The organism is Variovorax sp. ZS18.2.2 (assembly GCF_024701975.1).
GTDB lineage: Bacteria > Pseudomonadota > Gammaproteobacteria > Burkholderiales > Burkholderiaceae_C > Variovorax.
Map to the genome: position 1 here is coordinate 211,482 of NZ_JANLNM010000008.1, position 14,281 is coordinate 225,762.

Annotated in this window: 11 protein-coding genes; 4 read left to right on the top strand and 7 right to left on the bottom strand. The window is 67.5% G+C overall.

Translation table 11 applies throughout. The annotated features are described in order from the left end of the window. Positions 1 to 4,068: a translocation/assembly module TamB domain-containing protein gene (locus NU688_RS26500; protein ID WP_257863853.1), complete on the top strand. Its 4,068-nt coding sequence runs from the start codon at positions 1 to 3 to the stop codon at positions 4,066 to 4,068. 102 nt (positions 4,069 to 4,170) lie between these two features. Then, positions 4,171 to 4,479, top strand: a complete 309-nt coding sequence (locus NU688_RS26505; protein WP_257863854.1) for a hypothetical protein — start codon at positions 4,171 to 4,173, stop codon at positions 4,477 to 4,479. A gap of 11 nt (positions 4,480 to 4,490) precedes the next feature. Here the strand turns inward: NU688_RS26505 and NU688_RS26510 are convergent, their stop codons facing one another. The 6 genes from NU688_RS26510 to NU688_RS26535 all read right to left on the bottom strand — a co-directional run bounded on the left by NU688_RS26510 (position 4,491) and on the right by NU688_RS26535 (position 11,797). After that, complete coding sequence (locus tag NU688_RS26510; protein ID WP_257863855.1) at positions 4,491 to 4,799, bottom strand: formate dehydrogenase subunit delta; 309 nt, start codon at positions 4,797 to 4,799, stop codon at positions 4,491 to 4,493. A gap of 39 nt (positions 4,800 to 4,838) precedes the next feature. Continuing rightward, on the bottom strand, positions 4,839 to 5,726 hold the full coding sequence (fdhD, locus tag NU688_RS26515) for a formate dehydrogenase accessory sulfurtransferase FdhD (RefSeq protein ID WP_257863856.1): 888 nt from the start codon (positions 5,724 to 5,726) through the stop codon (positions 4,839 to 4,841). Positions 5,727 to 5,745: 19 nt separating this feature from the next. Continuing rightward, positions 5,746 to 8,622, bottom strand: coding sequence for a formate dehydrogenase subunit alpha (fdhF, locus tag NU688_RS26520; protein WP_257863857.1), 2,877 nt, complete (start codon positions 8,620 to 8,622; stop codon positions 5,746 to 5,748). A 50-nt stretch (positions 8,623 to 8,672) separates the two neighbouring features. Next, the gene (locus NU688_RS26525) at positions 8,673 to 10,235 is read right to left on the bottom strand and encodes an NADH-quinone oxidoreductase subunit NuoF (RefSeq protein WP_257863858.1); all 1,563 of its coding nucleotides are present in this window, start codon (positions 10,233 to 10,235) and stop codon (positions 8,673 to 8,675) included. Further along, on the bottom strand, positions 10,232 to 10,732 hold the full coding sequence (locus tag NU688_RS26530; protein ID WP_257863859.1) for a formate dehydrogenase subunit gamma: 501 nt from the start codon (positions 10,730 to 10,732) through the stop codon (positions 10,232 to 10,234). Before NU688_RS26530 ends, NU688_RS26525 begins: the two co-directional genes overlap by 4 nt. A gap of 183 nt (positions 10,733 to 10,915) precedes the next feature. Beyond that, positions 10,916 to 11,797: a LysR family transcriptional regulator gene (locus NU688_RS26535; RefSeq protein WP_257863860.1), complete on the bottom strand. Its 882-nt coding sequence runs from the start codon at positions 11,795 to 11,797 to the stop codon at positions 10,916 to 10,918. A gap of 117 nt (positions 11,798 to 11,914) precedes the next feature. Between NU688_RS26535 and NU688_RS26540 the strand changes: the two genes are divergently transcribed. Next, positions 11,915 to 12,151 (top strand): hypothetical protein, encoded by a 237-nt coding sequence (locus NU688_RS26540; protein ID WP_257863861.1) that lies wholly within the window; start codon positions 11,915 to 11,917, stop codon positions 12,149 to 12,151. A gap of 15 nt (positions 12,152 to 12,166) precedes the next feature. On the opposite strand, the gene oxlT is transcribed toward NU688_RS26540, so the two are convergent. Continuing rightward, positions 12,167 to 13,498: an oxalate/formate MFS antiporter gene (oxlT, locus tag NU688_RS26545; protein ID WP_257863862.1), complete on the bottom strand. Its 1,332-nt coding sequence runs from the start codon at positions 13,496 to 13,498 to the stop codon at positions 12,167 to 12,169. A gap of 581 nt (positions 13,499 to 14,079) precedes the next feature. Here oxlT and NU688_RS26550 point away from each other — a divergent pair. Continuing rightward, positions 14,080 to 14,256 (top strand): hypothetical protein, encoded by a 177-nt coding sequence (locus NU688_RS26550; protein WP_257863863.1) that lies wholly within the window; start codon positions 14,080 to 14,082, stop codon positions 14,254 to 14,256. Positions 14,257 to 14,281: the final 25 nt, after the last annotated feature.

Consider the following 14,281-nt stretch of genomic DNA (forward strand, 5'->3'; position numbering starts at 1 on the left):
ATGTCGAACGAAGAAGCCGTCTCCGCTCCCTTGCAACCCGCCGTCAAGCGCTCGCGCGCGCGCCGTGCGATGCGCGCGCTGGCATGGACATTCGCGGGCCTGTTCCTCGCCGTGCTGCTGCTCGGCGCGGGCGCGTGGTGGTGGTTGGGCTCGAACACCTCACTCGCCTTCGCACTCGCCCAGGCGGCGCAGCGCCTCCCCGCGGGCCAGACGCTCGAAAGCCGCGACGTGACCGGGTCGCTCCGCACCGGCGGGCACATCGGCTGGCTCAAGTACCAGAGCGAGAGCATCGCCGTCGAGGTGAACGACGCCACCATCGGCTGGCAGCTCGCGCCGCTCTTCCAGCGCAAGGTGCAGCTCGGCGAGGTGCATGCGAAGCAGGTGCTGATCGAGAAGCGCGGGCCCCCGAGCGAAGAGCCCACCCAACCGCTCGAACAGCTCGTGCTGCCGGTCGACGTGGATGTGCCCTTCCGCATCGACGAACTGCGCTGGGCCGGCCCCCCGGTGTTGGAAGCGAAGAACCTCACCGGCAGCTACGTCTACAAGTCCGCCGAGCACGCGCTCGAAGTGAAGGGCGTCGACATCGCCGACGGCCACTACAGCGCGCGCGTCAAGCTGCAAGGTCCCGCGCCGATGGCGATCGATGCGGCACTCGACGGCCGCGTGAAGGCGCCGCTCGCCGAGGACCACAACATCGACGTGATCGCGCAGGCGACGGTGAAGGGCACGCTCGCCGGCACCGCGGCGCGCCTGCAGGTCGCCGCCGAACTCAAGCCCGCCGAAGAGAACGCCGATGCGCCGATGGAGGCGAAGCTGCAGGCGCAGATCGCGCCCTGGCTGCCGCAACCGGTGATCGATGCCAAGGCCGACCTCAGCAATGTCGATGCGTCGAGCCTCTGGCCCGGCGCGCCCGAAACCCAGCTCACCGGCACTGTCTCGGTCGAACCCGATGCGGACGCGGGTGCGTCCGCGTGGAAAGCCTCGGCCGACATCCGCAATGCCCTGCCCGGCCCGTGGGATCAATCGAAGCTGCCGGTCGAACAGGTGCAAGGCCGCGTCGACTTCGACGGCACCAACTGGACCATCCCCGAAGCCACCGTGCGCGCCGGCGGCGGCCGCATCGATGCCGAAGGCCGCTGGAGCCCCGCGCCCGCGCCGTGGCAGATTCGCGCCACGGTGCGCAGCGTGCGGCCCGGCGCGCTGCACAGCGAACTCGCCGGTGCGCCCGTCAGCGGCCAGGTCACGGCGCAGCAGCGCGAAGACACCATCAGCTTCGATGCGTCGCTCAAGGCCGAAGGCGGCGCGGGCAGCAAGTCGCTGCCCGGCTTCGCGCTCGACCGCGCACTGGCGCAGGGCCAGTGGAAAGACCAGGTGCTCGACCTGCGCACGCTGCGCATCGAGGCCCAGCGCGCGAGCGTCGACGGCAAGCTGCAGGTGCGCGTGGCCGAGCAGGCCGCGAGCGGCAAGCTCAACCTCGTGCTGCCCGGCGGCGGCGCGCAGCTCGAAGGCCGCATCGCGCCGGACGCAGGCGCAGGCGACATCAAGGCGCGCATCGACGATGCCGACACCCTGCAGCGCTGGGTCGAAGGCCTGCCCAGTCTCTCGGGCGTGTTCGCGGGCACGACGGCCAAGGGCTCGGCGCGGCTCGATGCGAGCTGGCAAGGCGGCTGGCAGACCATCCAGCGCCGCATCGAGAACGCGAACGCACCCGCGCAGCGCGGCATCGCGGAGCCCACGCTCAAGGCCGCGCTCACCGTGCCCCGCCTCGACCTCAACTTGCCGGCCGCACAGCCGGGCGGCACCGCCACCGCGGTGCAGCTGCGCGAACTGCAGGCCGATCTTTCCGGCAGCCTGGCGCAAGCCGCGCTCACGCTGAGAGGCGAAGCCACCACCGGCACCCAGAAGATCACGCTCGACACCCGCGCCAGCGGCGGCATTGCCGGTGCCAACCAGTGGCGCGCGGCCCTCGCCAGCCTGCGCCTGCAGGCACAGGACAGCGCCCGCCCCGGCAACCCGTGGATCGTGGAGCTGAGCCGCGAAGTCACCGCCACCATCCGCGCCGGCGGCAACCCGGCCCGCCTCGATGTCGAAGCCTCCGCCGCTTCGGCCACGCTGCGCGGCCCCGTGCCCGGCACCGTGCGCATCGATTGGCAGCCGCTGCGCTTCAGCCAGAGCGGCGCAGCGCCGAACAAGGTGTTCCGCGTGCAGTCCAAGGGCCAGATGCAGGGCCTGCCGATGGCCTGGGCCGGCGCCTTCGGGGCGAGCTCAACGCTGAGCGAACTGGGCATCAGCGGCGACCTGATGTTCGACGGCGACTGGGACATCGACGCCGGCGACACGCTGCGCGCCAAGGCCCGCATCGCGCGCCAGAGCGGCGACATCCGCGTGCAGGCCGGCGAGGCCGCGCTGGTCACCCGCATCACGAGCACCGGGACCGGCACCGCGAGCGAACGCACGATGAATTCCGCCAGCACCGGCGCAGAGACGCCGAGCACGCCGGCCGGCCTGCGTCAGGCCGAACTGAAGCTCGACGCACAGGGCGACGCCGTCCGCGCCACGCTCGCATGGGACAGCGAACGCGCGGGCCAGATCAACGCGGACCTGAACACGCGCGTGCAGCAACGCGCAGGCGGTTGGCAGTGGGCTGCTGATGCACCACTCGGCGGCACCATCAAGGCCACGCTGCCGAACCTCGGCGTGTGGTCGATGCTCGCGCCGCCGGGCTGGCGCATCGCCGGCACGCTCGACGCCAACGCCACGCTCTCAGGCAACCGCACGGCGCCGCGCTGGAACGGCACGCTCGGCGCCGACAAGCTCGCGCTACGCGCACCGGTCGAAGGGCTGGACCTGAGCGACGGGCGCCTGCGCGCCAGCCTCACCGGCGAGCGCATCGAGATCACCGAATTCACCCTCAAGGGCGGCGCCGGCAGCTCGGCCCGCATCGGCGGCCAGAGCGGCAACCGCAGCACCGCGGCGAGCGAAGCGAACACCGACGGCGGCTCGCTCTCGGCGCGCGGCGACATGAGCTGGGGTGCCGCACCGGGCACCGCCACGCCGAGCATCCGCATGGCCCTGCAAGGCGATCTGCGCGCGCTGCGCGTGCTGGTGCGCACCGACCGGCAGGTCACGCTCTCGGGCGACCTGCAGGCGCGGCTGGACAACGGCCAGTTCACCGTGCGCGGCAAGCTCAAGACCGACCGCGCCGTGATCATCCTGCCCGACGAAACCGCGCCCAGCCTCGGTACCGACGTCGTCGTGCGCTCGGCCGCCAGGGACCGCGAGGCCGCCGAGGCCGCGCAGCGCGAATCGGCCCGCGTCGATGCACAGGCCGCCAAGCCGCAGACCGCGAAGCCGCCCGACATCGTCGTGAACTTCGACCTCGGCGACGACTTCGCGGTGCAGGGCCGCGGCATCACGACGCGGCTCGAAGGCGACCTCGAGATTCGCAGCACCAAGCTCAATGCGCCGCCGCGCATCGCCGGCGAGGTGAAGACCGTGAAGGGCCAGTACCGCGCCTACGGCCAGCAGCTCGACGTGGAAACCGGCGTGGCGCGTTTCAACGGCCCCTTCGACAACCCACAGCTGGACATCCTCGCGATCCGCCCGAACATCTCGCAGCGCGCGGGCGTGCAGATCTCGGGCAGCGCGCAGTCGCCCCGCGTGAAGCTCTATTCGGAGCCCGCGCTGTCCGATGCGGAAACGCTCTCCTGGGTGATCCTCGGGCGCGCCTCGGCCACCAGCGGCGGCGAGTCGGCACTGCTGCAGCAGGCCGCGCTCGCGGTGCTGGGCAAGATCGGCAAGAGTGGCAGCGGCGGCAGCCTCGCGGGGCGCTTCGGGCTCGATGAACTCGGCTTCAAGGGTCCGGGCAGCGGCGGCGACCTGCGCGAATCGGCGGTCACGCTGGGCAAGCGGCTGTCGAAGGATTTCTACGTGACCTACGAACGCAGCCTGGGCGGCACCTTCGGCACGCTCTTCATCTTCTACGACCTCACACAGCGCCTCACGCTGCGCGGACAGGCGGGCCAGACGAGCGGGCTCGACCTCATCTACACGGTGAAGTACGACTGATCCGTAAAGCACGCCGGACCGGTCCAAAAGCAAGGGACTTCGATCTTGACCGGGCCAAATGCGGAGTTAACAATTCATTGACGCCTTCACTGAGGAGCGACGATGAAAAATGATGGAGACAAGGGCGGCCACAGCCCGATTCCGGTATCGGACCGTCAGACGTACGACCCGCCGGCATCGCAACGGATCACGCGCGTGCGCAGCGCGCTGCACGTCGTGATCGCGGTCATCGCCCTCCTTGCGATCGGTACGTCGATTCCGCACTGGGGCGGCGACGAGTTTCCCGTGATGAGCCTGGTGATCTACGTGGCGGGCATGGTGTTCATCGCGATGCCGCTGTGCCTTTGCTACGAGGCGCTGCTCAAGTCGTACACCGAGCAGCAACAGATGAGGCGCAGCAGCCCCACCTGACTCGACGTAGCCTAGCCCGCGTCGCCGCCACCCGGCGGAAACTGCTCTTTCTTTTCAGCCAGCTCGACGGCCCCGCCCGGCAGCAGGTTCGCGCGATGGCTGCGCACCGCCGACGCCACGATCGGCATCAGGTGCGTCGCGCCACCCGCTTCGAGCGCGCGGATCAGCTGCACGCGCATGCTCGGCGCCCAGAACGATTTCAGGTGCGCCGCGATCGCGTTCGTCGACAGGGTCGCATTGTCGGGCGACTGGGCCTGGAAGAAGCTGCCGATCTGGTTGGCCATCTTGACCAGTTGCGCCGTCGGATCGTGGTCGTGCATGCACTGCCTTTGAAGAAATGAAACTGCCGGTCGCACGCGTCAGTGCGCGCGGCGTCCGGTCGATGTGGATGTGAGTTCCTGCCCGCCCGTCGCCACGCGCCCGGGGTGGCTGTAGACGGCCAGGTCGTCCTTGCGTGCAAAGCCGACCAGCGTGAGCCGCGCGCGTTCCGCCGTGGCCACCGCGAACGAGGTCGGCGCCGACACCGCCGCGAGCAACGGCACGCCCGCCATCGCGGTCTTCTGCACCATCTCGAAACTCGCGCGGCTGGTGACGGCGATGAAGCCAGCCGACGCATCGATGTCGTTGCTCGCGAGCGCACCGATGAGCTTGTCGAGCGCGTTGTGGCGGCCCACGTCTTCGCGCAGCCACATCACCTCGCCCGCCGCCGAACACCACGCCGCCGCATGCACCGCGCCGGTGGCCTGTTGCAGCGTCTGCAGCGACTGGAACTGCGACATCGCGCGGGCGATGGCCTGGCGCTCCAGCGCCACTGCGGCATCGCCGAGCACCGGCAGTTCGCGCGACACATGCGCCAGGCTCTCGGTACCGCACAGGCCGCAGCCGGTGCGGCCCGCGATCGTGCGGCGCCGCTGCTTCAAGCGCGTGAACGCGGCGCTCGACACCTGCAGCCGCACCGTGATGCCGAGATCCGAAGGTGCAATCTCCACCGAATAGAGCTCGTGCGCCGCATCGAGGATGCCTTCGCTCAGCGAGAAGCCGAGCGCGAAGTCTTCCAGGTCCAGCGGCGTCGCGAGCATCACCGCGTGCGAGATGCCGTTGAACTCCAGCGCCACAGGCACTTCCTCGGCCACCCAGTCCTGCACCGCGTAGGCCTCGCCGCCGCGCACGCCGTGCACCGGCAGCAGCAGCGCGCCTTCGCAGAAGGTGTCGGCGCCTTCGACGGCCGGCAGGGTGGCGATGTTCATGCCCGTTCCTTCCTGCTGCCTACTTGGCCGGAACCGTCTCGTTGCGCTTTTCCGGCAGCGCGCCAGCCGTCGCCAGGTCGATCTGCGTCTTGTTGAAGCGGCTGTACTCCTGCTGCCAGGTCGAGGGCTGCATCACCGGCATCACCTGCACCGCCGTCACCTTGTACTCGGGGCAGTTGGTGGCCCAGTCGGAGTTGTCGGTGGTGATCACGTTGGCGCCCGACTCGGGGAAGTGGAAGGTGGTGTAGACCACGCCCGGCTGCATGCGCTCGGACACCGTGGCGCGCAGCACCGTCTCGCCCGCGCGGCTCTGGATGCCGACCCAGTCGTCGTCCTTCACGCCGCGCTCCTCCGCATCGTGCGGATGGATCTCCAGCCGGTCTTCGCCGTGCCACAGGTTGTTGTCGGTGCGGCGCGTCTGCGCGCCCACGTTGTACTGCGACAGGATGCGCCCGGTGGTCAGGAGCAGCGGGAACTTGCGCGTGACCTTCTCGTCCGTCGCCACGTACTGCGTGACGATGAAGCGGCCCTTGCCGCGCACGAAGGTGTCGATGTGCATCGTTGGCGTGCCGTCGGGCGCGTCGTCGTTGCAGGGCCACTGGATGCTGCCGAGTTCGTCCAGGCGCTTGTAGCTCACGCCGTGGAAGGTCGGCGTCAGCGCGGCGATCTCGGCCATGATGTCTTCGGGGCTCTTGTAGTCCATCTGGTAGCCCAGCGCCTGTGCGAGCTTCACCGTGATTTCCCAGTCGGCCAGGCCCGCCTTCGGCGGCATCACCTTGCGAACGCGCGAGATGCGGCGCTCAGCATTGGTGAAGGTGCCGTCCTTCTCGAGGAACGAGGAGCCCGGCAGGAACACGTGCGCGTACTTGGCGGTTTCGTTGAGGAACATGTCCTGCACCACCACGCATTCCATCGCCATCATGGCCGCGGCCACGTGCTGCGTGTTGGGGTCCGACTGAACGATGTCCTCGCCCTCGCAATACAGGCCCTTGAAGCCGCCACCGATGGCGGAGTCGAACATGTTGGGAATGCGCAGGCCCGGCTCCGGATCGATGGTCACGCCCCAGGCCGCTTCGAACGACGCGCGCGTGGTGCTGTCCGACACATGGCGGTAGCCCGGCAGCTCGTGCGGGAACGAGCCCATGTCGCACGCGCCCTGCACATTGTTCTGGCCGCGCAGCGGGTTCACGCCCACGCCTTCGCGGCCCACGTTGCCGGTGGCCATCGCGAGGTTGGCGATGCCCATCACGGTCGTCGAGCCCTGGCTGTGCTCGGTCACGCCCAGGCCGTAGAAGATCGCGCCGTTGGCGGCGCTGGCGAACAAGCGGGCCGCGGCGCGCATCTCGGCGGCCGGCACGCCGGTGGCCTTCTCGGTGGCCTCGGGCGATTGCTCGGGCTGCGCGACGAAGTCTCTCCAGGCGGCGAACGAGGCGGTGTCGCAACGCTCGGCGATGAAGGCGTCGGCCGTGAGCCCTTCGGTCACGATGACGTGCGCGAGCGCGGTGACCACGGCCACGTTGGTGCCGGGCTTGAGCTGCAGGTGGTGCGAAGCCTTCACATGCGGCGACTTCACGATGTCGATGCGGCGCGGATCGACCACGATCAGCTTGGCGCCTTCGCGCAGCCGCTTCTTCATGCGCGAGGCGAACACCGGGTGACCATCGGTCGGGTTGGCGCCGATCACCATGATCACGTCGGCCTTCTCCACCGACTTGAAGGTCTGCGTGCCGGCCGATTCGCCCAGCGTCTGCTTCAGGCCGTAACCCGTGGGCGAGTGGCACACGCGGGCGCAGGTGTCGACGTTGTTGTTGCCGAAGGCCGCGCGCACCAGCTTCTGCACGAGGTAGGTTTCTTCATTCGTGCAGCGCGACGACGTGATGCCGCCGATGGAGTCCTTTCCGTACTTGGCCTGCAGGCGCTTGAATTCGCCCGCCGCGTAGTTGAGGGCGGTGTCCCAGCTCACTTCCTGCCACGGGTCGCTGATGTTCTTGCGGATCATCGGCTTGAGCATGCGGTCCTGGTGGGTCGCGTAGCCCCAGGCGAAGCGGCCCTTCACGCAGGAATGGCCTTCGTTGGCCTTGCCGTCTTTCCACGGCGTCATGCGCACGACCTCGTTGCCTTTCATCTCCGCCTTGAAGGCGCAGCCCACGCCGCAGTAGGCGCAGGTGGTGATGATGCTGTGCTCGGGCTGGCCGAGCCAGATGACCGACTTCTCCTGCAAGGTGGCCGTCGGGCAAGCCTCGACGCAGGCGCCGCAGCTCACGCACTCCGAATCCATGAACGCTTCGTCCTGGCCCGGCGACACGCGCGACTCGAAACCGCGGCCGCTGATGGTCAGTGCGAAGGTGCCCTGCGTTTCCTCGCAGGCGCGCACGCAGCGGTTGCAGACGATGCACTTCGAAGGGTCATAGGTGAAGTACGGGTTCGACTCGTCCTTCTGGTCCTTCAGGTGGTTCGCACCGTCGAAGCCGTAGCGCACGTTGCGCAGGCCCGTGACACCCGCCATGTCCTGCAGCTCGCAGTTGCCGTTGGCCGAGCAGGTGAGGCAATCGAGCGGGTGGTCGGAGATGTACAGCTCCATCACACCCTTGCGCAGGTCCTGCAGCTTGGGCGTCTGCGTGCGCACCTTCATGCCGGCTTCGGCCGGCGTGGTGCACGAGGCCGGGAAACCCTTGCGGCCCTCGATCTCGACCAGGCAGAGGCGGCACGAGCCGAAGGGCTCCAGGCTGTCGGTGGCGCAGAGCTTGGGCACGTTGATGCCGGCATCCACGGCCGCGCGCATCAGCGAGGTGCCCGCGGGCACGGTGACTTCGTTGCCGTCGATCTCCAGCGTCACTTCGCGCGTCGATTCGCGCTTGGGGGTGCCGTAGTCGATTTCTTTCAGATGGTCGAGCATGTTTTCTTGTCTCCTGCTGCTTGTGCTGTGCGGCGCGCGATGCGTTGCGTTCAAGCAGCCTTGCGATCGGGAACCACGAGACCGAAGTCCTGTGGGAAATGGTCGAGTGCGGACAGCACCGGGAACGGCGTCATGCCCCCCATGGCGCACAGCGAACCGTGGACCATGGTGTTGCACAGGTCGCGCAGCAGGATGACGTGCTCCACGCGCTTGTTGTCCGCGCGGATCTTGTCGATCACCTCCACGCCGCGGGTCGAGCCGATGCGGCACGGCGTGCACTTGCCACACGACTCGATGGCACAGAACTCCATCGCATAGCGCGCGAGCTTCGAAAGATCGGCCGTGTCGTCGTGCACCACGATGCCGCCATGGCCCACCGTGCCGCCCACGGCCGCATAGGCCTCGTAGTCAAGCGGCAGGTCCCATTGCGATTCGGGCAGGTACGCGCCGAGCGGCCCGCCCACCTGCACCGCCTTGATCGGCCTGCCCGAGGCGGAGCCGCCGCCATAGTCGTACAGCAGTTCACGCAGCGTGACGCCGAAGGCCTTCTCGACCAGCCCGCCGTGCTTGATGTTGCCGGCCAGCTGCATCGGCAGCGTGCCGCGCGAACGGCCGACGCCGAAGTCGCGGTAGTACTCGGCACCGCGCGCGAGGATCAGCGGCACGCTCGCGAGCGTGATCACGTTGTTGATGAGCGTCGGCTTCCCGAAGAGGCCGGTGATGGCCGGCAGCGGCGGCTTGGCGCGCACGATGCCGCGCTTGCCTTCCAGGCTTTCGAGCAGCGCGGTTTCTTCGCCGCACACATACGAGCCCGCGCCCTTGCGCACTTCGAGCCAGAAGGTCTGGCCCGAGCCGAGGATGTTCTCGCCCAGGAACCCGGCAGCCTCGGCCGCGCGGATCGCCTCGTTCATCGTCGCGATGGCGTGCGGGTATTCGGAGCGGATGTAGACATAGCCCTTGGTCGCGCCGGTGGCAACGCCCGCGATGGTCATGCCTTCGACCAGCATGAGCGGGTCGCCCTCCATCGTCATGCGGTCGGAGAAGGTGCCCGAGTCGCCTTCGTCGGCATTGCAGACGATGTACTTCTGCGCGGCCGGCGTGGCCATCACCGTCTTCCACTTGATGCCGGCCGGGAACGCTGCGCCGCCACGGCCGCGCAGGCCCGAGTCGAGCACCTGCTGCACCACTTCTTCGGGCTTGAGGCCCAGCGCGCGGCGCAGGCCCGCATAGCCTTCGTGCGCCTCGTAGTCGGCGACGGACACGGGATCGGTGATGCCCATGCGCGCGAAGGTCAGGCGCTCCTGCTTCTTCAGGTACGGAATCTCGTCGGTCAGGCCAAGCGACAGCGGATGCGTCTGCGCGCCTTCGGCGAAGCCGGCATCGAACAGGTCGGCCACGTCGTCGATGGTCACGGGGCCGTAGGCCACGCGCCCGGCAGGCGTGCTCACCTCGACCATTGGCTCCAGCCAGAACAGGCCGCGCGAGCCGTTCCGCACCATGCCGAAAGACACGCCGCGAATGGCAGCTTCCTGCGCGATACGTTCGGCCACACGCTCGGCGCCGACCGCCAGTGCTGCCGAATCGCGCGGCACATAAATGGTGAGGCCGCTCATGCGCAGTCTCCGTATTGCGCCACCAGCGCGTCGAACGAACGCGGCGTCATGCGCGCGTGCGGTTCTTCGTTGATCGTCATCGCGGGCGACGAGGCGCAGAGGCCCAGGCAGAAGGCCGGCTCCAGCGTGAAGTTGCCGTCCTTCGAATGGCCGTGCGCGCTGCAGCCCAGGCGCAGTTCGGCGTGGGCCAGCAGCGCATCGGCGCCCATCGCCTGGCAGGCCTCGGCCCGGCAGATCTGGATCACATGGCGCGCCGCAGGTGCGGAGCGGAAGTGGTGGTAATAGGTGATGACGCCGTGCACTTCGGCGCGCGAGAGGTTCACGCCCTCGGCGATCGTGGTCACGGTGTGCGCGGGGATGTAGCCCAGCGCGTCCTGCACGTCGTGAAGGATCGGGAGCAACGCCCCCGGTTCTTCCGCGCGCTCGATCAGCACCTGGCGCACCGCGGCCAGTTCATCGGATTCGCTCATCGTGGCGTGTCGGCCCACTTCGTTCATGCGGCGCTCCTTACCGGGTTTTTATTCATCGTGGTCTCGTTGTCCCGGCTTTTTCATCCTACGACCGAAGCACGCTCGCAGACACTGCCGATTGCCCTAGGAAAAACTGCGGTTTCCCGCTCTGGAGGGCACTGTCGGGGAATACGGTGGCAAAGACCTTGACTCAGGTCAATTTCCCGAGAATCAAGGCCTTCCGGCGGCGCTGCCGACAGCCAGCCTGGAAGCGGTGCTCACCACTTCGCGCAACCCCGCGAGCGCCGGATCGACGATGGCCGGATCGGCGCCCACGGCGTAGACCGCATACGCAGGGTAGAGAAACTCCGGCGTGTTCGGCACGCGGTGCAGCTGCCCCGATTCCAGGTGGCTGCGCACCACGTCGAGCCGGAAGTAGCCGGTGCCGCCAGCGGCGAGCAGATACTCGCGGCCCAGCGGCCCCAGGCCGGCTTTCACCGCGGCGTTGGACAGTTCGGGAAAGGCCAGGCCGTGCTGCGCCGCGAACTCCGGCCCCCAGTCGACATAGACATAGTCCGCCGGCCGCGGCATGCGAGGGTGTTTGGCGGTGGTGACCATGACGAGCTTCTCCTCGATCAGCAGCTCCACGCGCAGCCCGGGCCGCTGCTGCGGCGCATAGACGATGGCGACGTCGAGCACGCCCGCCGCCACCTTGTCGAGCAGGTCGTGCGGAAGGCCCACTTCGGTGCGGATCGCGAGCTGCGGCACGGTCCTGCGCAGCCACAGCAGCCATCGCAGCAGCAGTGGATCCCACAGGCTGATCTCGCAGCCGGCCGCGAGCACGGCCTGGCTGCCATCGGGCACCGCGACCTGGTGGCGCGCGCGCTCCCAGACCTGGACCAGCGTGGTGGCGTGCGGCAGGAACTGCTCACCGGCAGGCGTGAGCGCCGCGCCGGCCTTGTTGCGCACGAAGAGCTTGCGTCGCAGCAGCTCCTCGAGGGTTCGCACGCGTGCGCTCACCGAGGTCTGCGTCACATGCAGGCGCTCGGCGGCGCGCTGGAAGCTGCGCGTCTCGACGATCTCGAGAAAGGTCCGGGCCAGGTTGATGTCCATCGAGGCGCCCTCTTTGAATGCAATATGTTTGCATTCAATTGGCAATTAATCTCGTTTTACTTGTTCGGTGCGAGCATGGAAGATAGGGTTACTACCAACACACTCCAGGAGCTCCCCATGCCCATCCTTGGCCAGTCACTCGGTGCGAACGTATCCGGTCGCTTTGCCGACGCGTTCAAAGTGCTCATCGACGAGGCCTGCATGCTCGCCGAAGCCTTGCTGAGTCCGCGCAGGATCATCGAGGACGTCGAGCAGATGCGCGCCTTGCAGGTCGCGGCGGACACCCTCGAAGCCACCGACCCGTGGCGGGCCGATGTGCTGCGCTCGCGCGCCTCGCGCATCGGCCTTCGCTGATGAAGAGCGATGGGATCAGGACGCCAGACGGCTCTTCTCGATGTGCTTGCGGCGCATCGGGCGCAACACGAACCAGGCCATCAGCGCGGCCGCGGCATTGACCGCGCTCGCGACGATGAACACCGCATGCCAGCTGCCGGTGGATGCGGCAAGCACGCTGGAGAGCGGCACCAGCAGCGAGGCCGTTCCCTTCGCGGTGTAGAGCATGCCGGCGTTCGATGCGGCGTACTTGGAGCCGAAGGTGTCGGCGCAAGTGGATGGGAACAGGCTGTAGATCTCGCCCCAGGCGAAGAACACCATGCCGGTCAGCAGCACGAAGAGGATCGGGTTCTGGCCGTAGTGGTACAGCGCCAGGATGCCGACCGCTTCGAGCGCGAACGCGATGAACATCGTCTGCTCGCGACCGATCTTGTCGGAGACCCAGCCGAAGAAGGGTCGCGTCAGGCCGTTGAGCACGCGGTCGATGGCCAGCGCGAAGGTCAGTGCGGGCAATACCAGTCCCATGATGTTGACCGGCACATCCATGATCTTGAAATCCTGCGCGATGGGCGCGAGCTGCGCGGTGGCCATGAGGCCGCCGGCCGCCACCATCACGAACATCGCGTACATCACCCAGAAGATGGGCGATCGCAGCACCTCCGACGGCGCGTAGTCGCGTTGCGACTGCTGCACGTTGCGGCTGCTCGATGCCGCCTTCACGTGGTCGGGTGCGCGGGTGAGCAACCAGGCCAGGGCGAAGACGATGATGCCCTGACCGATCCCAAAATAGAGAAACGCAGACTCGTAGCCGCTGGTCTTGATCATCACGGAGATCGGGATGATCGTGAGCGCCGAGCCGGCGCCGAAGCCTGCGGCGGTCATGCCCGCTGCGAGGCCCCGGCGATCGGGGAACCACTTGAGCGCATTGCCCACGCAGGTGCCGTACACCGCACCTGCGCCGATACCGCCGACGGCCGCTGCGAAGTAAAGCATCGGCAGCGAAGCGGCGAACGAATTCAGCACCCAGCCGAGGCCGCAGAGCACGCCGCCCACGAGCACCACGGGGCGCGGGCCGAAGCGGTCGACGAGGTAGCCCTCGATTGGCACGAGCCAGGTTTCGGTGAGCACGAAGATCGTGAAGGCCACCTGGATCGCGGCGCGGCTCCAGCCGTGTTTTTCAGCGATGGGGTTGACGAAGAGGGTCCAGCCGTACTGGAGGTTCGCGATCATCGCCATGCAGACGATGCCGATCAGCAACTGTCCCCATCGGTACGCCTCGGATCGTTGGGCGGTGACACCGTGGGTGGAATCCGATGGTGGATATATCGCGGGGTTGGAACCCGCAATCGTGGTTGTTGGCCGAGTCATGGCGTTGTCCTTAATGTTTTGATGAGTCCGACGGTCTCGGGAAAAACGACGCAATCAGTCGAGTGAAAAAGAGAACTGAATCACTTGTTTTTGCGCGTGGATGACTGTCGGACGGCACGACTCAAAAACTCTTGACCGCAGTCAAGTTCACACGAATCGCGAGTTGTTGGGACCCCCGTGATATCCCTAGCAATCGAACATCTGCATGCGCTTGTGTTGCTTGTTTTTTGGCGCCGCTTTTTCGGGGCTGCACTCGCGCCGACGGTGGGCGCTTTCAGAGCAGTGGTTGATCGGCTGTTCGCACAGAGCGCGTCCGAGTGCGCAGGGCATCGGGTGCTCCCCGCAGCGAAATCGAGGAGGAGCCGAAGGCGGGGGGACATTCGCGGAGGGGAGTACCCGGTGGCCTGCGCACCCGCCCCGAACAACGGCGTACTTCGCGTGCTTGCAACCCACATCCATCAGGAGAAAAATTGACCTAGGTCAAGAAACGCGAAATCAGCGTTTGCGATCGTCTAGGGTAAACCCTAAAATTGCGGGTAATCCCTTCAGTCTTTTTGATTCAAATCTTCAGGAGCATTTCCATGAGCAACACCACCCTCGACTCCCGCGCGATCCGCAACGCATCGCCCTCCACCGCCACCAACGACGAAGCCCTGCGCGACCTGGTCGCCGCGATGCCCATCGTGATCATGTACAAGGCAGCCCGCGCCGCACTCGTGCAACACCGCAAGAACGTCCGCAGCGCACTGACCAACTAACTGATCGTGCCCCGCCCCAGAGACA

What these genes read in the sequence shown, in the direction of transcription:
- NU688_RS26550 (WP_257863863.1), top strand. Translation starts at nt 14,080, where the DNA reads ATGAGCAACACCACCCTCGACTCCCGCGCGATCCGCAACGCATCGCCC.
- NU688_RS26525 (WP_257863858.1), bottom strand. Translation starts at nt 10,235, where the DNA reads ATGAGCGGCCTCACCATTTATGTGCCGCGCGATTCGGCAGCACTGGCG.
- fdhD (WP_257863856.1), bottom strand. Translation starts at nt 5,726, where the DNA reads ATGAACATCGCCACCCTGCCGGCCGTCGAAGGCGCCGACACCTTCTGC.
- oxlT (WP_257863862.1), bottom strand. Translation starts at nt 13,498, where the DNA reads ATGACTCGGCCAACAACCACGATTGCGGGTTCCAACCCCGCGATATAT.
- NU688_RS26510 (WP_257863855.1), bottom strand. Translation starts at nt 4,799, where the DNA reads ATGCACGACCACGATCCGACGGCGCAACTGGTCAAGATGGCCAACCAG.
- NU688_RS26500 (WP_257863853.1), top strand. Translation starts at nt 1, where the DNA reads ATGTCGAACGAAGAAGCCGTCTCCGCTCCCTTGCAACCCGCCGTCAAG.
- NU688_RS26530 (WP_257863859.1), bottom strand. Translation starts at nt 10,732, where the DNA reads ATGAACGAAGTGGGCCGACACGCCACGATGAGCGAATCCGATGAACTG.
- NU688_RS26535 (WP_257863860.1), bottom strand. Translation starts at nt 11,797, where the DNA reads ATGGACATCAACCTGGCCCGGACCTTTCTCGAGATCGTCGAGACGCGC.
- fdhF (WP_257863857.1), bottom strand. Translation starts at nt 8,622, where the DNA reads ATGCTCGACCATCTGAAAGAAATCGACTACGGCACCCCCAAGCGCGAA.
- NU688_RS26540 (WP_257863861.1), top strand. Translation starts at nt 11,915, where the DNA reads ATGCCCATCCTTGGCCAGTCACTCGGTGCGAACGTATCCGGTCGCTTT.
- NU688_RS26505 (WP_257863854.1), top strand. Translation starts at nt 4,171, where the DNA reads ATGAAAAATGATGGAGACAAGGGCGGCCACAGCCCGATTCCGGTATCG.